Origin of the sequence: Pseudomonas lalkuanensis, from assembly GCF_008807375.1 — a bacterium.
GTDB lineage: Bacteria > Pseudomonadota > Gammaproteobacteria > Pseudomonadales > Pseudomonadaceae > Metapseudomonas > Metapseudomonas lalkuanensis.
Genome location: NZ_CP043311.1, coordinates 4,307,056 through 4,329,876 on the forward strand (window position 1 = coordinate 4,307,056; position 22,821 = coordinate 4,329,876).

A 22,821-nucleotide genomic window follows, 5' to 3' on the forward strand; every position below is an offset into this window, starting at 1 on the left:
ATCAGGCGGCCCGCTGCGACTCCAGCACCAGTTCCTGCTCGCCGCCGCGCTTGAGCGCGGCGTAGATCACCCCGGTCACCAGGCTGCCGGCGACTATGGCCAGCAGGTAGAGCAAGGCGTGGTTGATGGCGTTGGGGATCAGCAGCACGAACAGGCCGCCGTGGGGCGCCATCAGCTTGCAGCCGAAGTACATGGACAGCGCGCCGGTAAGTGCACCGCCGGCGATGCTGGCCGGGATCACCCGCAGCGGGTCCCTGGCGGCGAAGGGAATCGCACCCTCGGAGATGAAACACAGCCCCAGCACCAGCGCCGCCTTGCCGGCCTCGCGCTCGCTCTGGGCGAACTTGCGGCGCATCAGCAGGGTGGCGATGCCCATGCCGATGGGCGGCACCATGCCGGCGGCCATGGTGGCGGCCATCGGCGCGTAGCTCTGGGAGGCCAGCAGGCCCACGGAGAAGGCGTACGCGGCCTTGTTGATGGGGCCGCCGAGGTCCACGCACATCATGCCGCCCAGCAGCAGGCCGAGGAGGATGGCGTTGGAAGTCCCCATGTTGTCGAGGAAGTGGGTGAGGCTGGCGAGCATGCCGGCCACCGGCTTGCCCACCACGTAGATCATCACCAGGCCGGTGAACAGGCTGGAGAGCAGCGGGATGATCAGGATCGGCTTCAGCGCCTCGACGCTCTGCGGCAGTTGCAGATGGCGGTTGATGGCACGTGCCGAATACCCGGCGAGAAAGCCGGCGATGATGCCGCCGATGAAACCCGCGCCGAGAGTGCTGGCCAGCAGCCCGCCGATCATGCCCGGAGCGAGGCCAGGCCGGTCGGCGATGGAATAGGCGATGTAGCCGGCCAGCAACGGCACCATCAGCTTGAAGGCCGCCTCGCCACCGATCTGCATCAGCGCCGCGGCCAGGGTGCCCTCCTCCTTGAACGCCTCGATGCCGAAGACGAAGGACAGGGCGATCAGCAAGCCACCCGCCACCACCATCGGCAGCATGTAGGAAACCCCGGTGAGCAGGTGCTTGTAGGCACCCTTGGGTTCAACCTTGGCCTTGCCGGCCTGGCTGTCGCCGCCGGCTTTCGCCTCCAGCAACTGGCCCTCGTCGAGGGCGCGCTGGAGGGTCGCCTCGGCGTGCTTGAGGGCGACGCCGGTGCCGCAGCGAAACACCCTCCTGCCAACGAAGCGGGCGGTGTCCACCTCGATATCGGTGGCCAGCAGCACGACATCGGCGGCGGCGATGGCCTCGGGGCTCAGCGGGTCGCGCGCGCCCACCGAGCCCTGGGTTTCCACCTGCAGGTCCATCCCCAGGCGCTGGGCCGCCTGCTTCAGGGCTTCGGCAGCCATGAAGGTGTGGGCCACGCCCGTTGGGCAGGCGGTGACCGCGACAATGCGCGGCCGGGCACCTGAAACGACTGCGGGCACAGCCGGCTCGACCTGCTGCTCCCGGGCCTCAGCGGCAGCGCGCAGGAGGAAGGCCTCGCTGTCGCGCAGGGCCTCGCTTGGGCTAGCGATGAACAGGCGCTTGCCGGCGAAGCGCGAGAGGTCCAGCGCGCCACTCTTCACCACCAGCACCCAGTCGGCGGCCTCCAGGGTGGAGGCGGACAGCGCGTTCTCCGGATGCTGCGGGTCCACGATTTCGACGCTGGTGCTCCAGCCCAGGCGCTGGGCGGCGGCATCCAGCAGGCGTGCGCAGAGCACGCTGGTGACCATGCCATTGGGGCAGGCGGTGACTATGGCGAGTTTCATCGGGACACCTCTTGTTGTTCTGGCAGCGCCTGGACCGCGACGGCGCCTTCGAGCTGTTGCAGTTGCACGGCATCACTGATGCCGAAGCCCACCTGGGTCACCGCCTGGGCGGCGATGGCGGTGGCGTGGCGCAGGGTGCGCTCGACCGGCCAGCCGCTGAGCAGGCCGTGGACCATGCCGGCCAGCAGGGAATCGCCCGCACCTACGGTGCTGGCCACGGGCACCTGTGGCGGCTGGGCATGCAGGGCGAGTCCGGGGCCGAACCAGTTCACGCCAGCGGCCCCCTGGGAAATGACGATTTGCTCGATCCCTTGCGCCTGGAGCCTGCGGGCCTCCTCGCGCTGGGACGCGATGTCATGCACGGCCCGGCCACGGAGTTCGCTCAACTCATCGGTATTCGGCTTGATCAGCCAGGGCGCGGCGAGCAGGCCGGCGCGCAGGGCCTCGCCGCTGGTGTCCAGCGCCACCTTCAGGCCGTGGCGCTTGAGCCGGGTGATCAATTCGGCGAGATAAGCCGGCGCAATGCCTCTGGGCAGGCTGCCGGCCACCACCGCCAGGTCATGGCCCGGCGCGACGGTGTCCAGCCGCGCAAGCAGCTCATCCTGGGCAGCGGTATCGATCTCCGGGCCGGGGCCGTTGATGTCGGTGATGCGCCCATCGGCTTCCGCCAGCTTGATATTGCTGCGGGTTTCGCCCGGCACACGGATGAAGGCATCGACGAAGCCGCGCCGGGCGAACAGCGTTTCGAAGGCGTCGGCGTTGTCCGCGCCCAGGAAGCCCGCAACGCTGAGGCTGTGGCCAAGGTCGGCCAGCACCTGGGCGACGTTCACGCCCTTGCCGGCGGCGTGGCTGACCTGGGCCAGGCTGCGGTTGACCTGGCCTGGCTCCAGGCGGTCGAGGCGCAGGGTCAGGTCCAGGGCGGGGTTCAGGGTAAGGGTGAGGATGCGAGCCATCAGAAGCGCTCCGCCAGTTCGCGCACGGCAGCCGCGCTTTCCAGCGCCAGGGCGTCCTGGGCCAACTCGCGGGCAGCGCTCAGGCTGAACTCGCGCACCCGTGCCTTGACCTCGGCGATGCCTCCGGCAGACAGGCTCAGCTCGTCCACCCCCAGGCCCACCAGCAGCGGTACCGCCAGCGGGTCGCCGGCCAGCTCGCCGCAGACGCCCACCCATTTGCCCTCGGCATGGGCCGCGCGCACGGTGAGGTCGATCAGTTGCAGCACCGCCGGATGCAGACCGTCGGCCTGGGCGGACAGCGTCGGGTGGCCGCGGTCGATGGCCAGGCAGTACTGGGTCAGGTCGTTGGTACCGATGCTGAAGAAGTCCACTTCGCGTGCCAGTACGGAGGCGATCAGCGCGGCGGAAGGCACCTCGACCATGATCCCCAGTTGCAGGTCCGCCTGGGGAATCTCGGCTGCCACCTTCAACGCCATGTCGCGCGCCTGGCGCCACTCGTCGACCGTGCCGACCATGGGGAACATGATGCGCAGCGGCCGGCCCTGGCTGGCCTGCATCAGCGCGCGCAACTGGGTTTCCATCAGCTGTGGGCGCTGCAGGGTCAGGCGCACGCCGCGTACGCCGAGGAAGGGGTTTTCCTCTTCCACGACCGGCCAGTAGGGCAAGGGTTTGTCGCCGCCGACATCCAGGGTGCGGGCCACCAGCGGGCGGCCGTCCAGGGCGTCGAACACACGCCGGTACTCGGTCTCCTGGGTGGCCAGGTCCGGCGCCTGCGGGAGAGACATGAAGATGAACTCGGTACGCAGCAGGCCCACGCCTTCAGCTCCCTGGGCCACCGCCTTGGCCGCACCCGCGCTGTCGCCCAGGTTGGCGCAGATCTCCACCCGATGACCGTCACGGGTCAGGGCCGGTTCCAACTTGTGGGTATCGGCCAATTGCAGCCGGCGCTGGCGGCTTTCCTGCTCCTGGTGGGCACGTTGCAGTTGCCCTTCGTCCGGGCAGACGACCAGGCGACCACGCTGGCCGTCCAGTAGCACCGGCGTGCGAGGTTCCAGCAGCAGCACGCCTGCCCCGGCCCCCACCAGCGCGGGAATGCCCAGGGCGCGGGCGACGATGGCGCTGTGGGAGGTAGCCCCGCCACGGGCGGTGAGGATGCCGGCGACGCGGTTGCGGTCCAGGCGCGCCACATCGGACGGCGCCATTTCGTCCATCACCAGGATGTAGGGTTCGGCCGGTTCGGGGGCCTCTTGCACGCCGCAGAGCTGCGCCAGCACACGGCGGCCGATATCCCGCAGGTCGGCGGCGCGCTCGGCCAGCAGGGCGTCGTGCAGGCCCTCCTGCTGGGTGGCGGCGCTTTCGACCACTGCCATCCAGGCAGCGGCCGCGCTTTCGCCCTGCTTCAGGCGGGCGTCCACGTCGTCGCCCAGTTCCGGGTCGGCGAGCATTTCCAGGTGAGTGATGAAGATGTCGCGAATGGCCTTGGCCTCGCTGCGCAGCACCAGGCCCTCGATGTCGACGCGCACCTGGCCGATGGCCTGTTGCAGCCGCTCGCGCTCGACATCGGGGGATTCGCCGCGCAGCGGATAATCGAATTCCTTGCACAGGTGGATATGCGCCGGCCCCACCGCGATGCCGGGTGCCGCGGGCACCGCCTGGAGCTGGCTACCGGCGGCTGGCGCGGTGGGCGGCGGGGTTTCGCACAACTCTTGCGACACAGCCGCATCGGCGGTCGGCAAGGGTTCGACCTCCTCGCCCAACCCCTGCTCGATGGCGGCCTTGAGCGCCGGCAACGCGGCGTCGGCAATGGCCGGCTCGGCGAGCAGTTCGATCACCTGGCCGCGACGAACGCCCAGGCCCAGCAGCTTGCTCAGGCTCTTGGCGGACACGGCAGCGACAGCGCTGTCCGCCACCCGCAGACGGATCTCGCCGTCGAAGGACTTGGCCAGTTGCACCAGTTCCTTGGCCGGACGCGCGTGCAGGCCATGGGCATTGGCCAGCACCAGGCGCAGGCTGGGCCAGTCGGGCTGGACCTCACCCCCCAGGGCTTCGAGCACCGCGCGCCGCTGCGTGGCGCGGGCCAGCTCGCGGCCCCGGCCTTCGATCAGCAAGGCGCACAGGCGCTCCAGCAGGGCCAGGTGGGCATCGCCCAGGCTGGCCAGGCAGAACAGGCCATTGAGGGGCTGGCCGAGGTAGCGCAGGGGCTTTTCCGGAGTCAGGTAGGCAAGGCCGGGGCGCTGCACCGCCTGGTCGCTGTGCAGCCACCAGAGGCCATCGCCCAGGGGCAGCGGTTCGCCCTGCAACAGGGCGGCGGCGAAGCTGCCCCCCACGCATTCGGCACGGCGCAGCAGGCGACCGCCCTGCAGGACCAGCTCGTCGTAGTCCTCCACCGGTACACCGAGGCCGATCAACTGGTCGTCCAGCGCCAACTCCTGAGGGGCGCTCTGCAGCAGCTTGAGGATGTCATCCGGGGTTTCGGCGCGGCGCAGTTCGCTGCCGAGGTCGGCCTCACCCAGGGCACGCGTGAGGACCTGCAACAGGCGCAAGTGTTCGTCGGACCTGGCGGCGATACCGATGGCCAGGTAGACGATCTGCCCGCCGCCCCAGTCCACACCGTCTGGGAACTGCATCAGGCGCACGCCGGTAGTGATCACCAGGTCGCGGGTCTGCGGCGTGCCGTGGGGAATGGCGATGCCCTGGCCGAGGAAGGTGCTGCCCTGGGCTTCGCGTGCTTCAAGGCCTGCGAGGTAACCCGGTGCTACCAGTCCGTCGCCCTCCAGCAGTTCCGCCAGCAGGCGCAACGCGGACGCCTTGTCCGCCGCCACCAGGCCCATGGAAATCTGCCCTGCGGTCAGTTCGAGCATCGCATCACCTCTCCGGGCCTTGCGCCCTTCTTATCGTTGTCACCTGCCATCAGCAGCGTTTCCAATCGTCGTCTCGATTGGCAAAAGCGTAGACAGAACGCCTGCTGAATCGTTTCACTAAACTGAGCAGGCACGTTACTCGATAATCTTCGATTCTTGAAGCCCGCCCGATGAAACACATACGCATAACAGGAGTCGTCAACTTGAAGCTCAGCGATATCGCCCGCCTGGCCGGTGTTTCGGTGACCACCGCCAGCTACGTGATCAACGGCAAGGCCGAGCAGAAGCGCATCAGCCCGGCGACCGTGGAGCGCGTGCAGCAAGTGGTGGACGAGCATGGCTTCAAGCCCAACCCGCAGGCCGCCGGCCTGCGCAGCCGGCAGACGCGCACCCTGGGTTTCATCCTCCCTGACCTGGAAAACCCCAGCTATGCCCGCCTGGCCAAGCTGCTGGAACAGGGCGCGCGGGCGCGGGGTTACCAGTTACTGATCGCCAGTTCCGACGACGAGCCGGACAGCGAGCGGCAGTTGCTCAAGCTGTTCCGCGCGCGCCGCTGCGACGCCCTGATCGTCGCCAGCTGCCTGCCGCCGGAGGACGACAGCCTGGAGCATCTGCTGGACGAAGGCCTGCCGGTGATCGCCGTCGACCGGGTGCGCAATCCGCAGCGCTTCTGCACGGTGGTCAGCGATGACCGCCAGGCCAGCCAGCAGCTCACCCGCAGCCTGCTGGAACCCCGGCCGCGCCGCGTCGCCCTGCTCGGCGCGCGACCGGACCTGCCCATCAGCGCCGAGCGCAGCGCGGGCTTCCACGACGCGCTGCAAGGGCTCGGGTGCGAGGCGCTGGAACTCCAGGGCGAAGAGTTCAGCCGCGAGTGCGGCCGGCGCCTGATGGACGACCTGCTGCAACGAGGCGAGCTGCCGGATGTGCTGATCACCACCGCCTACGTGCTGCTGGCGGGCGTGCTGGATGCCCTGCGCGAACACGGCGACTGGCCCCTGCGGATGCGCGTGGGCACCTTCGGCGACACCCAGTTGCTGGACTTCCTGCCCCTGCCGGTGAACTCCATGTACCAGCAGCATGAGCTGATCGCCGAACAGGTCCTGGGACTGGCCCTGGCGGCGGTGGAACAGGCGCGCTACGAACCCGGCGTGCGCGGTGTGGCGCGCCGGCTCAAGGAGCGCTGAAGGCTTTGGCTATTTCTGTGTGGAGTGTTGCAAGAAAGTCCTGAGCCAGGCTGCTTGCCGAGTTCTGCGGACACTTGCAGTTTCGCCTCCCGGCGAGTCTCTTTTTTCAATCGCCAAAAAAGAAACCAAAAACGCTTGCCCCTGCATCCGGCCCGACTTCGTCGGGTTCCCTCCCTCCATCGTTGCGCCGGGGGCACGGCGAGAGGGGCCATCCATGGCCCCACACGCCTCTCGCGGCATCCATGCCGCTCGTCCCCCTCTGCAACGATTCCGCTCGGCCTTCTGAAGGGGCGGAGTCGCTGCCCCACCTCGGTTGCTCAGTTTCAGGCCGCAAGCTGCTTCAGGATTGTTTGGACCTCGCCGGCGCGAGTCACCCCTCTCCTCTTCAGGGAGAGGGGCGGGGGTGAGCGCTATACCAGGCTGGCGCGGAGTCGGGGAAAACCCTCGCTAGAAAGATCGCTTCAACATTGCAACAGCCAACACCAAAGGAGCCAATGCGTTGACACCACGCCCTGCCTCCATCCTCAAACCGACGAAAAGCAGTTATCCACAAAGAGGTGCGCGCCACTGACAAAGGACGCTTCGTCCGATGCCAGGAACAGCGCGGCGCGCGCCACTTCCTCCGGCTCGCACAGGCGCCCCTGCTGCGCGGCGATGGCGGCCTCGCTGGCGTCCACGCCCATGGCTTGCAGCTCCTTCATCTCGCGAATCCCGTGGGCCGTGCGGATGAAGCCGGGCGCGACGGCATTGCAGCGGATGCCACGATCCCGGAACTCGACGGCGATGGCCCTGGCGAACATCTGGCAGGCACCCTTGGTGGCGTTGTAGGCCACCTCGCCGGGCGTGGCGTACTCCGCCGAGATGGACGAGGTGCAGATGATGCTGCCCTTGCCCTTGGCCAGCATCTGCGGGAGTACGGCCCGGGTCATCAGGTACATGCTCTTGACGTTGACCGCCATCAACCAGTCCCACTCGTCTTCCTCGACGTCGAGGAACGGTTTCACGATCAGCGTACCGGCGTGATTGAACAGCACATCCGCACCACCGAACGCGGCCTCCCCCGCCGCCACCGCCGACCGCACCTGGTCGGCGCGGGAAACATCGGCCCCCACGCCAATCGCCTCGCCCCCCTCTGCCTTGATCTGCCTGGCCAGTTCCATGGCGGCACCAGCGTTGCGGTCGACTATCACCACCCTGGCACCCTCGGCGGCGAACAGCCGGCTGGCGGCCTCCCCACAACCGCCCGCACCGCCGCTGATGATGGCGACCTTGTTGAGCAGCCGCTGTCCTGGAGCGTGCATGGCGTACACCTCGTAACGAATGGGGTTGTCAAACCAGCCTAGTCCAGGCCCTGGCCACGCAGCCCCAGCAGTTGCCGGGCAGGACATTCCTCGGCCGATGGCGGCTCAGGCGCGGAAGTTCACGAACTGCCAGGGGTCGTCCCGATCCAGGTCTTCCACGAACAACCGCTCGCGTCCCTGCAGCGGATTCCAATCGATATGAAAACCGGTCACTTCACCGAGGTAGGGCCGGGTCAGTTCAAGCAGTTCGGCGTAAGGCAATTCGTCCGGTTCGAGGATGCCGCGCCTGGGATTGCGCATGGCCCAGACCACGCCGGCCAACACCGAGGCCGCCACTTGCAGGCTGGTGGCGTTGTTGTACGGGCAGAGTTCGCGGGCTTGCGCGATGGATAGTCGCGACCCGAACCAGTAGGCCCGCCGCCCCTGGCCGAGCAGCAGCACGCCGAGATCGTCCTGGCCGCCGGTGATGTCATCCCGCAGCAGGCGGGCATGGCGTTGCGGCTGACAGTTACGCGCCGCCAGCTCTCGCAGGGACAGCACCGCGTCGTCGCAGGGATGGTAGGCGTAGAGCACAGTGGGCCGGTAGCGCGGTTTGCTGGCCGGTCCCAGGGTGAAATAGTCGGACAGGGAGATGGACTCGCCATGGGTGATCAGGTAGCCGAGGGTGGCCCCGTCGGGCGTCCAGGTGTGCACCTGGGTCACGGCGCCCGGCCGGCGCAGGTAGATCGACGACCGGCCGCCGCACTCATGCTGGCGGCCATCCGCCGGGAACCCCCTCTCGTGGGAGCCCCAGCCGAGTTCGGCGGGCTGGCAGGCTTCGCTGATGAAGCCGGCGACGGACCAGGTGTTGACGAACTCGTCGTCCGCCTTGTGACGCGACGACTGCTGGGTATCGCGCTCGGCGATATGGATGCAGCGCACACCCAACCCCTCGGCCAGCGCCGCCCAGTCCTCACGCGAGAGCGGCATGGGCTTGGCCTGTCCACCATCGGCCGCCAAGTCGAACAGCGCCTGCTTGACCAGGTGCGATACCAGGCCGGGGTTCGCGCCGTGGGTCAGCACCGCGGTGGGCGCGTCGATACCGGGGCGGCGCAATGCCAGTGCGGCGTCTCGCAACGCCTGGTTGGTGCGCTGGGACAGCGGGCGGCGCGGGTCAGTGTAGCCACCGAGCCAGGGTTCGATGCAGGTATCCAGGTAGAGCACGTCGCGCTCGAAACAGAACTCCAGGAGCGCCCGGGTGGAAACGCCCACCGAGAGGTTGAGCAGGAAGTCTCCGGGCCCCAGCAGCGGGCTGAGCAGTTCCCGATAGTTGCCCGGCTCCAGCGTCATGGGCAGGAAGTTCACCCCCTGTGCTTCGGCGACGCCCCTTCCCGCCGGGTCCGGACTCAGCACCAGCAAGCGGCGCGGATCGAGTTCCAGGTGTCGAAGCAGGAGCGGCAGCACACCTTGCCCGATGCAACCGAACCCCACCATGACCAGGCGGCCATCGTAACGCTGTAGATGTTGTGGCTTGGGCATGGCCCTACCTCGGCTGCCAAGGCTGGCGGAAAGAACGCGCGCTCCGTTCCCATACCCCGATCATAGCGCCACCCACGAAGGACAGCCGGCAGGCCCGGGCCAGCAACGAACGCCACTCATTCCGCCGGGCCAACTTCACGAGGCCCGGAAATCCTTTCTCCTGAAGCGACGATGCCCGGCGTCAAATAGCCGGGCATTCAATCCGAACCCATGAATCAGAACATTAACCGTTACTGCAACCCTGGCCGAACACAACATATTCCAGGCGATGAACTTTGCCCTGGTGATCTTCGTAAGTCATATGAGCCGGAACCACTCCACAGACATCGGGGATTTCACTGCGGGAAATGACCCGGGCGATATCGAGTTCCATTCCATAGTGGTACTGCTCGACAACGGTTTCCCCGGTAACAGCGACTTCCACCGGTTCTTCGGCCAAGGCGAAGGCAGACATGCCGGCGAGCGCCAGCAAGGCAAGAGCTTTCATTGGATAGTTTTCCGAGTGTTTGGAAGTTGGAACTTCGACCAGCTCTCCACGAACTGGTCGAAGGTACAGCGCAACACCTTGCGGTGATGTTTACGGCAGCAAGCGCCTCGTCGTGGGAGGCGGGATCATTTTATTGCCCGGCCAACCTTGCAAACAGCGCCAGATACAACAAGGACTATTTACTGATCTGGTACTTTACAAAGGTTAGATTCCCGTTCTATTGAGAAATCGTCCCTGACGAGGTCTTTGCCGTGAGGTAATGGTTGGCCAAGGCCGTGACCGCCACTGCGCGCAAGATCGTCATCCCGTTCTACAACGCGATGCGTTTCGATATGGCCTATCAGGATCTTGGTGCCGATCACTATGAGCAGCGGTACCGCGAGCGCGTGATCAAAGGCCTGCACCGTCGGGCAGCCGAATTCGGCTTCACACTACAGGCGGTTGAAGGTGTTTCTAAGGAAGGCGCTCGCCATCTTCTCGCAGCCCACGAAGTGAGTTTCGCGTCATCGAGGCGTTGGCTGGTCGTTACCCCGTAGCACCAACTTGCCGAATGCTGCGGGTATCGCGCAGCGGTTTCTATGCCTGGCAACAGCGACCACCTTCGGCGAGAGACATGGCGAATCGGCCTCTGAGCAAAGAGATCCGCACCATTCACCATGAAGTGAATGGTATCTATGGCCATCGCCCATCAAGGCTGAATTGACGGCCATGGGGCAGGCGTGTAGTCGACACCAGGTTGCTCGACTGATGCGCGAAGCCGGCCTGCGCGTTCGCTAGCGCAAGCGCTGGCGGCAACTGGTCTGTTTTATCCACCAGCATCTTCAATAAGCGAATTGCCTTTTCGAGGTCCTCTCGGCGCACCAAGTGGGCTGCAGGGGGCCCGCTGCTCACTGAAAATTCTCGCGCATTTACCTCATGGTCAGGTGAATTCAACCTGACCATGAGGTAAATGCAGTTTCGCGGTATCGAGTCTCCCGCGGTGACGGTATTAGTTAATAGAAATGCGCCGATTCGCGGGTCGCTGGACGGGCTGCGTCAGCCGTAATTCTTCGTTAATTCCAATTTCAAAGCAGACACTTAGACGCTCACAGACCTAGTCCAGGGATGGTTGGTCTATGGGCCTATCCAATCACCCTAACTCTGCCAGTGCAGACCAAGGAATCGGGTGACTGGCCAGCGCAGGTGACGACAGATGGAGCTTGTATGGGCTACTAAAGACTTTGTGATCGCCGGGCAACCCTATCCAGAGTTCCCCATTCTGCTTTGGGACTCAATGGAGAGTTGCATACCCGCCAATCAATTTTTTCGTCACTACCTGCTGCGCGGAGCCGTTCGCTCCAAGCGATCCTGGCCCAGCACAGGACGCGCTCTGTACGACTTCTTTAGCTTCATCCAGGCCCATGACCTGGACTGGCACGACGTTGATCGGGGCGAGGCCAAGTCCCTTGTGGCTGCCTATCGGGACTACTGCCTGGACTCATGCGAACTGGCACCGAACACCACTTACCAGCGCCTGCATTACATCTGCGCGTTCTACGAATTCGCGCTAAAGCAGGGGTGGGTGAGGCGCCTGCCCTTCACCTATGAAGAACGCACCGTGAGGCGCCAAGCAGGTTTCCTTGCGCATACCGATGCCAGCGGCGGCAAGGCCATGGCGAACGATGTGATGCCGCGTAAACCCAGGGTCCTGCCCAAGTACCTGAGCATGGTCGAGGTCAAGGCGCTCCTGGCTGCAGTGGAAAACCCCCATCACCGGATGATGATGCGCCTGGCGCTGCATACGGGTCTGCGCCGCGAGGAAATCGCCACCTTCCCGTTGGACTACGTCTTCGACCCAGACAAGAAGGAACGAACCAAACGCAACTTCCCCATTTGCCTCGATGCGTACGACGGCAGCGGCATGGCGACCAAGGGTAGCAAGTCGCGAGAAATTCACGTTAGCCGCAAGTTCATGGCCGAACTCTACCGCTATGTGACGAAGGTTCGCGGCGAGCGTGCCTCGCTGAGCAAGACTCCACAAAGGGCGCTGTTCCTCAACCAGTTCGGGGAACCCTATAGCGAGGACGGCAAGAGCCTCAACCGAATCATTAGCAAGGCGGGCAAGCGGGTTGGAATCAAGGTCCATACGCACATGCTCCGGCATACCTATGCCACCCATACCCTGGTAAGCCTTCAGCGCAATCGCACGAGCGGGATAGACCCCCTGGTGTTCGTTCAGCACCAACTAGGTCACAGCTCGATTCAGACGACCATGGTGTACCTGCATTTGGTCAACGAAATGGCCGACCAGGCGGTGCTGGCCTATGACGACGAGTTGAACGCACTGGCGGAGGCGGCTTGATGGGCAAGCGCAAGGTATTTTCCAAAACCGACCTCAGCGTGCCTCAGGTCGAGCACAGCCATGACTCGGCAGGCAATGTGGTCATTCTGCCTGATGTCATTCCTCCGACGAACACCACGGTCGAGTTCGGGCGGAACACGTCACACAGTCGGAGTTTCGACTTTGCCCGTTGGTACGACGTCGGCATTGACCCCATCACCTACGCCTGCCAACGCCAAATTGAGCGCTTCCTCGCCGGCCAGGACGACGACGTTACGATCATCACCGTAGCTAGCTACTGCACAAATGGGCTGCGCCATTTCCTCGACTGTTGCATGTTGCGGGCAGCGGCTTTGGAACGTGACCTGGCCCTGGCCGATGTGAATCGGGATCTGATTGACGGTTATCTCGCCCATCTGGCAGGGCTGGGCGTGGGACCTACAAGTCAAAGAAGTCGCTACTCGAAGACCAAGTCCGTACTACACGCCTTGGGACGGCGTGGGCTGATCCTCCTAGTCACCTCCGGCGATGCGGCCACCTTCCCGACCAATCCCTTCCCGAACAGCAACCGCAAGTACAAGGGCGAGACGGCGCTGTCCAAGCACGAGCGGCAAGCTGTCACCGTGGCGCTCAAGCAGGTCATCAAGCCAATCTGGGCCGACGATGCGCCTCTGACCGCCGATCTACTGGCCTTCGCCCTGCTGGTCGTGGCGCTGCACACCGGACGCAATACCACGCCACTGCTAGAAATGGGCCGCAACTGCCTGCGCCCGCACCCCAAGGACAACACCGTGTTCCTGGTGCTGTGGAAGCGGCGCGGCTACACCAGCAGCAAAGTGGCGCTGCGCGCCGAGTCAGACATCGAGCGCCTACTAGAGTCCACGCCGAGCGTGCGAACCAACGTGGAGCGCCTCATCCGCCGCGTGATGTCCTTGACCGAGCCCTTGGATGCAGAGGCCCCGGACGACCTCCGTGGCCGCGTATGGCTGTATCGCATTCGCGGCGGCCCGGCTGCCGGCCAAGTCACGTCGTTGAGTGGAGCAATGTTAGCTCAGGCGACAAGCCGTCTCGTAGCCAAGTACGGCCTGACTGACAGCAACGGACAGCCACTGCGCATCAACGTCTCGCGCCTGCGCAAGACCTTCGCCAACCGAATATTCGAGCTGACCGACGGCGACCTGGCGACCACCGCCGCGGCCCTTGGCAATACCCTGCAAGTGGCCGACCAACACAACCTGGCGTCCGGCGAGGATGCCCGTCGCAACTGGCGGTTCATGGGCGAGATACTGGTGGAGGAGTTGCTGACCCGGACCATCGGTGCGACCCACAAGGACACCCCTTTGGGCCACTGCGCCGACTCGGCGTACGGCCAGTACGCCCCGAAGTTCGAGGGCGCAACTTGCATGAACTTCATGAACTGCCTGCGCTGCAAGCACTACGCGGTAACCGCCGAGGATCTGTACAAGCTGTTCAGCTTCTACTTTCGCGTGCTGGCCGAGCGCTCGCGCATGGACAAGCGGCGTTGGGCACGGGAGTACGCCCACATTCCCCGTCTGATCGACCACTACATCGTTGCCGAGGGGCTGCGACGCGGCACCTTCAAGACCGCAGCCGTGGACGCCGCCCGTGAGCGCGCCCGCACCCAGCCGCATCCATTCTGGTCGGTTGATCTGATTGACAGTCTGGAGGTCTTTGCATGAGCGCTCCCCATTCGGCAACGCTACCTTACCCCCCCCTTACCGCCCAGCCTGGCGATGTGCGTGGGCTCCCCGAAGCCGAGCGCGACGCCCTGATCATCAGCGCTATTCAGGTCGATGGGCAGTGGATCATCCGCAGCCGCTACGGCGACGACATCTGGCAACTCGAGGGTTTCACCAGCAACGTGCCGGCCAACAGGAGAAGGGTGGACTTCCGCAAGGTGCCACCAGCGTTTCGGGCACTGATGAAGCAGATTCTGTACCGCTACCTACAGCGGGGGCGTCGCTCGGGGGGTCGGCCTAAAGGCGGAGTACTGACACAGACTTTCTCTAGTGCTATGCCATTTCTTCGCCATCTGGAGGCGCTCAAGCTCGATCATTTAGGCGCGGTTACGCCCCTGGTCTGCTCGACCTATGTTACTGCCTGCAAGGCGCACAGGCAGACCGGCCGAAATGAGGGCAAGCCGCTGTCGAAGCGTGGGTTGGTACGCCGTTTCATCGCCGTCGAAGCGCTCCATGAACTGAGCCAGTACACCGATGACCCGATGCCACAGCATCCTTGGCTCGAAACCTCCGCGAAAGCGTTGGCGGGGCTAACCGGCCGCGGAGCCCTGGTAGGTAAAACACCGCTGATTCCCGACGATGTGTTCTGCACTCTATTCGAGCGAGCCTACCAACAGCTCGAGCGCGGCCAGAAACTTCTTGATATGCGCGATAAATTAGAAAACATCACTGAGCAGCTAAAGGGGCGGAGTTATTGGGGTGTCTATGTGACCAAGAACCGCTACCTAAATGGCCTTGGCTGGGAGGACGGTCTGAATGCGTTCAACAATGCGCTGATCGATCTGCGCACGGCCTGCTACATTGTCCTGGCCAGCACCACCGGCTGCCGCAACCACGAACTGGCCAACGTGCAGTGGGGCGCGCACCACCGCACCGAGGACGATGAGGGCACCGTCTACCACTGGATGCGCTCACGGTCGGACAAGACATATGCCGGTATCCATGACTGGATGATCCCCGACGTCGCAGTACGCGCCCTGCGTCTGATGGAACGTTGGGCCGCGCCCTACCAGGCCATGGTCGCCGCCGAGATTGTGCAGCGCCGCCGTGCCAACCCGCTCGATCCGCAGATTGTCGAGGCGCACCAGCACCGTCATGCACTCTTTCTCGGCGTATATAAGAATGAGGGCAATCAGGTACGCACTCTTTCCAGAAGCAGTTGGGACTCACACCTAAAGGCATTTGCCAAGGATTGCGGGCTGAGCTGGAACCTCGCCAGCCACCAATTCCGCCGCAAGTTTGCCAATTACGCAGCGCATAGTCGCTTCGGTGATCTGCGCTACCTCAAGGAGCATTTCGCGCACTGGACGCTGGACATGACCTTGGGCTACGCCATGGACGACAGTTGGGGACAGCATCTGGACCTTGAACTGTACGCCGATATTCAAATGGAGTTAGACGACATCAAGCTCGGCGTCGTTGATAACTGGCTGGGTGACGACCCCCTGGCAGGCGGCTATGGTCGCGCGCTCAAGCAGTGGCAGCGGGCCCCGCAGAACCTGCTGATTTTCAACGATCACGCCTCGATGCTGAAGTCCATTGCCGAAAGCACTGCGATTCGCAGCAACGGCCATGCCTGGTGTACAGCGGACGATGGTGGCTGCGTCGGTAATACCCTTGAGCGCACCCGTTGCGGCAACGGCTGCACCAATGCCGTTATCGGACGCCCTCACACGCCCTTTTACAAACGACTCTACGAGGATCTGAAAGAGCTGCTGCACTGCACGGACATTGGTGAGGGCGGCCGCCAGCGCGTTGAGCGCGACCTGAAGCGCTGCCGTGAGGTATTGACCCAGTTGGGCATCGACCCGGAGATCCTGATCGCATGAAACCCAAGGAAAAGGCAGCCAACTACAAACCGGCCGAGGATCGGGAGAAGGATCTGAGGCTCGCCCTCCTCCGTATCCAGAAGGGCCGTGCCAAAACAGGGGAAACGAAGGTTACCATCGCCGCAGTCGCCCGCGAGGCGAGCGTATCGAAGGCACTGATCCATAACTACTACCCAAGCATTGCCGAAGCTATCCGCCAGGTTCAGGGGCGCTCTAGTCGCGCCATGCGAGATGTGAAGCACCAAGACTTGCTTGCCGAGCGCAAAAAATCCGCTGGCTACCGTCACGAGATCGAAGAGTTGCGGGCCAAGGTCTCCAATCTCGCCTCCATCAATGAGGTGCTGTTGGAGGATAACCGTGTTCTCAAGGCTAAGTTGGACGACCTTAAGGTGGTCCAACTGGCTTCAAAGAAGCCGCAAGGATAGGTCGAAATGCTTGGTGCGCAATTGCACCCATCCGAGGGATAGCGTCTTCGATCACCGCTGGCATGGTAGTTAGCGAGTAGGCTCCGCCTGTGGGTGTGACTAGTCCTTCGACCTTCAAACTGAAGGATGAGTGAAAATCCAAGCCCCAAAAAGTACCCGGGCACACTTCCCTAGGTCCGAGATCATGGACCTGAAGAAAGAGAAGAACTTCTTCGAAACTCGCGTCATCGAGTACCAGACCGGCGCTGCGCTGAGCCGGGATTGAGTGCGAGTCGCGTAGTTTTTCAACAAACACTGAAACTTTTTCACTGAATGTTGAAACGGATGCACCGAGACGGTGCAGAACCGCTGCCTTGGGGAGGGCAGCGGCGCTAGCCATCCAAGGCTGGCTGTAGCAACAGGGCAAGGCCATTAGCCCCAAAGGAACTGGGGTAGAAGGGAGTAAGAGAAAGGGCCGGTGAGCAATGCTCACCGGCCCTTTTTCATGGGTGGGCAGTTTCGCTTCTCGACCATAAACCTTGATTAACGGCATAGACATTCATGCAGCTCAGGCCCCCACGCCGATGCCAGCACTATTCACTAGCTGAGATCGTGCAAAGTCTTATCAGACGCTGCCGAGACTCGCATCTCCGAAAAGGTGACCGCGAGCCCCTGCCTCTCCGGTGTGCAGCACATTGCGCCAACGAAATAACGCTTCTCTGACGGAAATGCGCAAAGACGGAGCAAGGGCCAATGCAAACCATCCGTGGAGTACTGCAGGCGCAATGAACCGGCCTTCAGTGTCAAACGAAGCCAGAAGCAACCTGCGTCTCCAGGGAAGATCCCGGGCGCCCAGTCGGAGGAAGGATTGGTCAGCACACTGCTGATCATCGGCTGCGAATCGTTGAACTCGATAGCTGCCTTGAGCCAACAGCGCTCATCCAGCATGAGCATCAGGCCAGCTTGGTCGTACAACTCGGTGAAATCGCCCTCGACCTTTAGCTCGAAGGTGAAGTCGCCGGAGATATCGCATCCGTAGACGTGCCCGCTCTGACGGCGAAATCCATACCAGGTCTCCTGCCAGAAGTCGGTATTTGCATCAGTGACGACCGTTAGCCGATCAGCCTCAAGTCGCCAAGTCGCTGGCTCATTCAGCCAACGCCATTGGGTTGAATCATTCATCAGGATTGCCTTCCATGCAGACGGTCCGAACCGAACTCATCTAATCGACGATGTGCGAACTGTCATAGCTTGCACTAGCCACGCAAGGTGACTAGTGCAAGCCATATACCTTCAGGAGATTGGACCCTTATCGAGCCGGCAATCCACGCACAGTTCCCGCGTCGACCTTGCCTGGCCGAGAGGTGCCCCCAGCACGCGCGACTCCGGCGCTCCGCCGCATGGCATTCGCAACTTCGACCGCATCGCCTTCGGGGGCGGTGGAGTTGCGATGAGGCTTGGCGATGTACATGTAGAGCAAGCCGGTTACCACTACGACCGACAATCCCACAAGCGCGATCCAGCGGTCCAGCAGCCCCAGGCTCTCATTGCTGGACGGCAGCGAAAGAATCACGCAAGCGAAGATGCCGTAGGCCAAGGCTCCAAGGTTGACGATCCATCCCCAGCGCCCCAGAGAGAACGCACCTGCAGGTTTCCAACCCTTCATCCGCGCACGCAGGGCCGCTACCACCACCATCTGGAAGGCCACGTAACCCGCGAGCATCTGCCCGCCTGCTACCCGATAGAGGGAGTCAGGCACTAGGTACACGAAGAGCAGCAGCAGTGCAGAGAGCGCATTGACGCCTACCAACGCGCACACCGGGACATGCCCCTTTTGGGAGAGCTTGGCGAAGATGTGAGCGCCGGGGAACATGTTGTCGCGCGCAAAGGAGTAAACTAGGCGGCTGGAAGAGGCCTGCTGTCCCATCACACAAGCCAGGAACGACGTGAGTGCGATGACGAGGAAGATCTTCGTGCCGATGAAACCGATGGAGTCATTCAGGATCGCGGGAATCGGATCAGCAACGTTCCCATTCACGATCTCGACCAGGTTGGGCGCAGCCAGAACGTATCCAGCGAAAGACAGCAGTGCTGAGCTGCAACCAACGACGACCGTGAGGATCATTGCACGTGGAATCTGGCGGCCCGGGTTGGGCACTTCCTCAGCCACCTCACCGCAGGCTTCAAAGCCGTAGACCATCAGGATGCCAACCAGCGCCGCCCCAACGAACGCAGTCGAATAGTCGCCATCGAGAGCCGTACCCATGGTGTCGAAGAACACGGAGAGATCATTGTGCCGCTCGAACACGAGCAGATAGAGACCCACGGCGATTACACCAATTAGTTCCGCCGCCAGGCCCGCACCAGCGATTCGTGAAAGGGTCTTTGTGCCCGTCATGTTCAACAGGAGGCCAACAAGCAGCATTGCGCCAGCGATCAACGCGCTCAGTCCAGGAGTAACCGGTACGCCAGCACTCTCCCTGGTTCCGGTGAACAAATTCGCCACGAAGCTCGAACCGAACATTGCTGTAGTGGCGATGGCGACGATTACGCAAGCCAGATAGATCCAGGAAAGGATCCACGCATACTGCCCGTTCCAAAGTCGCCGCGCCCACTGATACAACCCACCGGCAATGGGATACTGCGCAACAATCTCACCAAACACCAAAGCCACCAGCAACTGGCCAGCCCCAACAATGAGGATCCAGAACATGGAAGGCGGACCAGCGGTTGCCAGTCCTTGCGCAAGCATCGCGACCACGCTGACTAACGGTGAGAGGTAGAGGAAGCCTAATGCCAGGTTCGACCAGAGTGACATCGATCGATCGAATTTCTGGTCGTAACCTAGAGATTTCAGATGTTCCGCATCGGAGGTATCAGTTGCGTTTCGCACGTTGCACTCCTTGGAGCTAATTGTTCTTGTAGTGACTCTTTAATGCCGCTGTGGAGTCGCTGTGGAGTCAAACGCACGACGATCCCGTTCGTAGCTAGATGGCTACGAATTCCCTCGACAAAACCGCTTTAGTCCTTTGACGCCACCGAAGTAGGAAATGCCGTTACAAGCAGAGAGGTAATCTCATAGAGCAAGCGATTGGCTGTTTCTGAAAAGCTTCGCGACAACCCGAATCAGCAAAATGAGTGCCACTCAAAATAATGTTTCGCAACACACTGTTTTATAAGGACTTCTCAAAAAGTACACTTACCTGCTGCGGGCACCATCTCAGTATTGGTACGGGTTCACGCTCAGGCCTGAGAAAGGTCTCACCCCTGCGTCTTGCGAGACGACTCAATCGAGCACAAAAAAGCCTCCCGAGGGAGGCTTTACTGATGGACAGATTGGCTCCATCTACACTCTGAAGCTTCCCATAAGGCGCTGCTGCTGATTCGCCAAATCGGTTAGCGACTGACTGATTTGAGCTGAATCCTTCGATTGGGTCGCCAGTAGCTCGGTGACATCCCTAATGGCTGATACGTTGCGGTTGACCTCTTCGGACACGGCACTTTGCTCTTCAGCTGCGCTCGCAATCTGCAGGTTCATCTCACCGATCACCTCGATGGCCTTACTGATTTTCTGAAGGGCTTGCACAGCCTGGTCTACCTGCTGGACGCTGGCGTCGGCCTGGGCATGGTTTGCCTGAATCGTCAGAACTACGTTTCTAGTACCGTGCTGAAGGTTCTGGATGACCCCCTGAATCTCCTCCACAGAATCCTGTGTCCTTTTAGCCAGATGACGAACTTCATCGGCGACAACAGCGAATCCTCGGCCGGATTCACCAGCTCGAGCAGCTTCGATGGCGGCGTTTAGTGCCAACAGATTGGTTTGCTCAGCAACGGAACGAATCACCACGAGCACCTTGCCGATCTGCTCGCTGCTCTCGGCTAACTGGCCGACCTCGAGCATCGCGAGATTCATCTCGCTCGCAAGCTTGTTGATGCTGTGGGTGGTTCGTTCAATGGTTTGTGTGCCTTCCCGCACAGCCTCATCGACATGCCGCGCCGCATCAGCAGCCATTGCGGCGTTCCGGGCGACATCTTGAGAGGTGGCACTCATCTCTTGAGCAGCTGTTGCGACCTGCTCAATCTCCCTGAATTGCTGCTGCATCCCACCATTGGTCTCGCTAGCAATGGTCGCAGCCTGATCAGCCGTGCGCCGAGTGTTATCAACGGACTCGCTCACCTCCGAAATGATCGGCTGCAACTTGTCCAGGAAGCGGTTGAACCAACCTGCCATCTGCCCTATTTCATCGCGCCCATCATGCACCAAGCGCTTTGTGAGATCCCCCTCACCACTTGCGATGTCTTTGAGCATTTCGGCCACGTTCAAAATCGGACGGGCAATGCTTGCAGCCATGAACCAGATCAGGACCAATCCAATCATTGCCCCCACTACACCCACGATCAGTTGGGTCCGTGTCGCAGCGTTATTCGCCTCGTCGAGGATTTTGCGCATCGCCCCCACTTGAGCCATCAGAACTGAGGTCGGGACTTGAATCACTACGCTCCAATGCGGAGTACCAACAAGTGGCGAGAAAGGCGCGACGACGGTGATCTCGCCGTCCAGTTCTACGTGGCTGACAGCCTCGGCCTGACTCCGATTGTGAACCTCACCCGCGAGCTTGGGCACCGTAGCCGTCAGCGATTTACCCAGCGACTCCTTATCACCACTTCGGGCTGCCACAGCGCCATCGGAGCTGATGAAACTCATCTGAACACGACCACCGTACAGACTATTGCTCGAGGCCTGCACCACTTCCTGCAGACTGCTCAACGCGAGGTCGATGCTCATCACAGCCACCACCCGCCCATCCTCCACCAATGGGATAGAGATGGTGGACATCAAGACATCGATGCCTTGCAAGGTGGTATAGGTGTAGGGATTGATTACACATAGTCGCTTGGAGTCCCGAGCACAGCGGTACCAGTAAGTCGACGCCTGGCCATCGTCCGCCATCTCATTCTCGGGCATGGCGTAGCTTTTCAACTGCGTCGTCGCGTAAGAAGCAAATCGGCCTGTGTCGTTGCCTGCTCCAACTCCGAGTCCAACGAATCGGTCGTCCTGGCCATCAAGCAAATTCGGCTCAAATGCCACGCCGACACCGAGCACTCCAGGGCTCGCTGCAACCTGCTCTTGCATCATGTTGAAGATGTCCTTGCGCAGCTCTGCTGGGTCCCCTCCCCTGCTCTGCGCCTGCTTTTTCATGAAAAGGATTTGCCGCGCCAACGTCTCACCAAAGATTGCGCCTTCACTAAAGCGCTTGGCGATGGCCTGGGCCTCAGCCTCACCTACCTTGTACAAGTGCTGCAGAGCCTGCCCCTGTAGGGCGGCTGAACTGGACTGGTCAATCGCCTGCGATATCCCCTGGATACGGAAGATCGAAACCGCCACGAGAACTGCAAGTACAGCCAGCATGCATAGTCCAGCCAGCACCGTGATTTTTGTTTTTATAGATAGCTTTGACAGGTACATCTTCTCTCCTTGACGCGTCGGACTGCGGTTTAACTACGCAAGACTCGTGTCCCCCAGTGGGGCGAAGTACTAGATTCGAGTCGTTAGCTGATTCCGATCCCCGGAAATAAAAAGGCCGTGAATCGCCCCATGCGATCCACGGCCCCGGACAGTCAATGAGGGCCTCATGCCGACGTCTGTCGACCCTCAATGCGTCCGTGTAACTTGTTGACTGATTCAGCCGCTGCCAGGAAAGGCGAACTGTGCCGCCTCGTGGCTGGCACGCTGCGGCCAGCGCTGGATGATGGCCTTGCGGCGGGTGTAGAAGCGCACGCCGTCCGGGCCGTAGGCGTGCAGGTCGCCGAACAGCGAGCGCTTCCAGCCGCCGAGGCTGTGGTACGCCACCGGCACCGGTACGTTGACGCCGACCATGCCCACTTCGATCTCGTCGCAGAACAGGCGGACAGCCTCACCATCGCGGGTGAAGATGCAGGCGCCGTTGCCGTACTCGTAGTCGTTGATCAACTGCATGGCGTCTTCCACATGCTCGCCATTGATCGGATGCGGAATGATCGACATGCGGGAAATCCAAAAGTTAAAAAACGATGATGAGGACGGCATGATCCGCCTCCTCGCTCATGCCGTTACCGCAGCCTGCAGGGCAATCTCGATGAGGATCTCGTCATCTGCCAAGTTCGCCTCAACCGTAGCGCGTGCAGGTAATGCGTCATGAGGTATCCAGGCTTCCCACACCGCATTCATCGCGTCGAAATCTCTGACGGCATGCTTGAGCCAGATCTGGGCAAACAAGATTCGGGACTTATCTGAACCGACCTCGGACAGAAGCGCCTCGAGTCGGGCCAAAACCTGTTTTGTTTGGCCAGCTAGGTCTTGGGTGATGTCTTCAGGAACCTGACCTGTGATGTAAACCGTGCCGTTGTGTACGAGCGCATGACTGAGTCGCCCGGGCAGAACCTGGAGTCGTTGAATGGACAACGCCACTACCTCGTG

Annotated in this window: 16 protein-coding genes and 3 pseudogenes; 8 read left to right on the plus strand and 11 right to left on the minus strand. The window is 62.2% G+C overall.

The genetic code is table 11. From position 1 onward, the window contains the following. Window position 1: 1 nt before the first annotated feature. Genes FXN65_RS20060 through ptsP form a run of 3 tightly spaced genes read right to left on the minus strand, consistent with a single transcriptional unit; the run spans window position 2 to window position 5,561 of the window. On the minus strand, window positions 2-1,747 hold the full coding sequence (locus FXN65_RS20060) for a PTS fructose-like transporter subunit IIB (RefSeq protein ID WP_151135692.1): 1,746 nt from the start codon (window positions 1,745-1,747) through the stop codon (window positions 2-4). Beyond that, the gene (pfkB, locus tag FXN65_RS20065) at window positions 1,744-2,700 is read right to left on the minus strand and encodes a 1-phosphofructokinase (protein ID WP_151135694.1); all 957 of its coding nucleotides are present in this window, start codon (window positions 2,698-2,700) and stop codon (window positions 1,744-1,746) included. Before pfkB ends, FXN65_RS20060 begins: the two co-directional genes overlap by 4 nt. Next, window positions 2,700-5,561 (minus strand): phosphoenolpyruvate--protein phosphotransferase, encoded by a 2,862-nt coding sequence (gene ptsP, locus FXN65_RS20070; RefSeq protein ID WP_151135696.1) that lies wholly within the window; start codon window positions 5,559-5,561, stop codon window positions 2,700-2,702. Before ptsP ends, pfkB begins: the two co-directional genes overlap by 1 nt. Window positions 5,562-5,764: 203 nt before the next feature. On the opposite strand from ptsP, the gene cra reads away from it, so the two are divergent. Continuing rightward, window positions 5,765-6,745, plus strand: a complete 981-nt coding sequence (gene cra / locus FXN65_RS20075) for a catabolite repressor/activator (RefSeq protein ID WP_151135698.1) — start codon at window positions 5,765-5,767, stop codon at window positions 6,743-6,745. A gap of 524 nt (window positions 6,746-7,269) precedes the next feature. Here the strand turns inward: cra and FXN65_RS20080 are convergent. The 3 genes from FXN65_RS20080 to FXN65_RS20090 form a co-directional block, all read right to left on the minus strand. Next, window positions 7,270-8,046, minus strand: coding sequence for an SDR family NAD(P)-dependent oxidoreductase (locus tag FXN65_RS20080; RefSeq protein ID WP_151135700.1), 777 nt, complete (start codon window positions 8,044-8,046; stop codon window positions 7,270-7,272). 105 nt (window positions 8,047-8,151) lie between these two features. Next, complete coding sequence (locus FXN65_RS20085; protein ID WP_151135702.1) at window positions 8,152-9,564, minus strand: saccharopine dehydrogenase NADP-binding domain-containing protein; 1,413 nt, start codon at window positions 9,562-9,564, stop codon at window positions 8,152-8,154. Between the two features lie 223 nt (window positions 9,565-9,787). Continuing rightward, window positions 9,788-10,051: a DUF2790 domain-containing protein gene (locus tag FXN65_RS20090; protein ID WP_151135704.1), complete on the minus strand. Its 264-nt coding sequence runs from the start codon at window positions 10,049-10,051 to the stop codon at window positions 9,788-9,790. A 266-nt stretch (window positions 10,052-10,317) separates the two neighbouring features. Between FXN65_RS20090 and FXN65_RS20095 the strand changes: the two are divergent. From FXN65_RS20095 to FXN65_RS28580, 7 genes and pseudogenes are all read left to right on the plus strand, one after another. Continuing rightward, window positions 10,318-10,506 (plus strand): annotated as a pseudogene (locus FXN65_RS20095) (IS110 family transposase); the annotation flags it as partial. Window positions 10,507-10,759: 253 nt separating this feature from the next. After that, on the plus strand, window positions 10,760-10,828 hold the full coding sequence (locus tag FXN65_RS28575; RefSeq protein ID WP_151138894.1) for a hypothetical protein: 69 nt from the start codon (window positions 10,760-10,762) through the stop codon (window positions 10,826-10,828). A gap of 415 nt (window positions 10,829-11,243) precedes the next feature. Next, window positions 11,244-12,392 (plus strand): tyrosine-type recombinase/integrase, encoded by a 1,149-nt coding sequence (locus tag FXN65_RS20105; RefSeq protein WP_151135706.1) that lies wholly within the window; start codon window positions 11,244-11,246, stop codon window positions 12,390-12,392. Next, on the plus strand, window positions 12,392-14,071 hold the full coding sequence (locus FXN65_RS20110) for a hypothetical protein (RefSeq protein WP_151135708.1): 1,680 nt from the start codon (window positions 12,392-12,394) through the stop codon (window positions 14,069-14,071). The genes FXN65_RS20105 and FXN65_RS20110 overlap by 1 nt, the downstream gene beginning before the upstream one ends. Then, a complete protein-coding gene (locus tag FXN65_RS20115; protein ID WP_151135710.1) occupies window positions 14,068-15,960 on the plus strand; it encodes a site-specific integrase in 1,893 nt (630 codons plus the stop codon). The genes FXN65_RS20110 and FXN65_RS20115 overlap by 4 nt, the downstream gene beginning before the upstream one ends. Beyond that, window positions 15,957-16,385, plus strand: coding sequence for a TetR family transcriptional regulator (locus FXN65_RS20120; RefSeq protein WP_151135712.1), 429 nt, complete (start codon window positions 15,957-15,959; stop codon window positions 16,383-16,385). The genes FXN65_RS20115 and FXN65_RS20120 overlap by 4 nt, the downstream gene beginning before the upstream one ends. 172 nt (window positions 16,386-16,557) lie before the next feature. Next, window positions 16,558-16,650, plus strand: a pseudogene (locus tag FXN65_RS28580) (hypothetical protein); the annotation flags it as partial. A gap of 314 nt (window positions 16,651-16,964) precedes the next feature. Here the strand turns inward: FXN65_RS28580 and FXN65_RS20125 are convergent. From FXN65_RS20125 to FXN65_RS20145, 5 genes and pseudogenes are all read right to left on the minus strand, one after another. Further along, a complete protein-coding gene (locus FXN65_RS20125; RefSeq protein WP_151135714.1) occupies window positions 16,965-17,546 on the minus strand; it encodes a DUF1349 domain-containing protein in 582 nt (193 codons plus the stop codon). Between the two features lie 127 nt (window positions 17,547-17,673). Then, window positions 17,674-19,257, minus strand: a complete 1,584-nt coding sequence (locus FXN65_RS20130; protein ID WP_212632318.1) for an APC family permease — start codon at window positions 19,255-19,257, stop codon at window positions 17,674-17,676. A 453-nt stretch (window positions 19,258-19,710) separates the two neighbouring features. Continuing rightward, window positions 19,711-21,831, minus strand: a complete 2,121-nt coding sequence (locus FXN65_RS20135; RefSeq protein WP_151135716.1) for a methyl-accepting chemotaxis protein — start codon at window positions 21,829-21,831, stop codon at window positions 19,711-19,713. Between the two features lie 216 nt (window positions 21,832-22,047). Next, window positions 22,048-22,353: pseudogene (locus FXN65_RS20140) on the minus strand (aldehyde dehydrogenase family protein); the annotation flags it as partial. A gap of 93 nt (window positions 22,354-22,446) precedes the next feature. Beyond that, entirely contained in the window at window positions 22,447-22,806 is a 360-nt protein-coding gene (locus tag FXN65_RS20145; protein ID WP_151135718.1) for a RidA family protein, read from the minus strand. Window positions 22,807-22,821 lie beyond the last annotated feature (15 nt).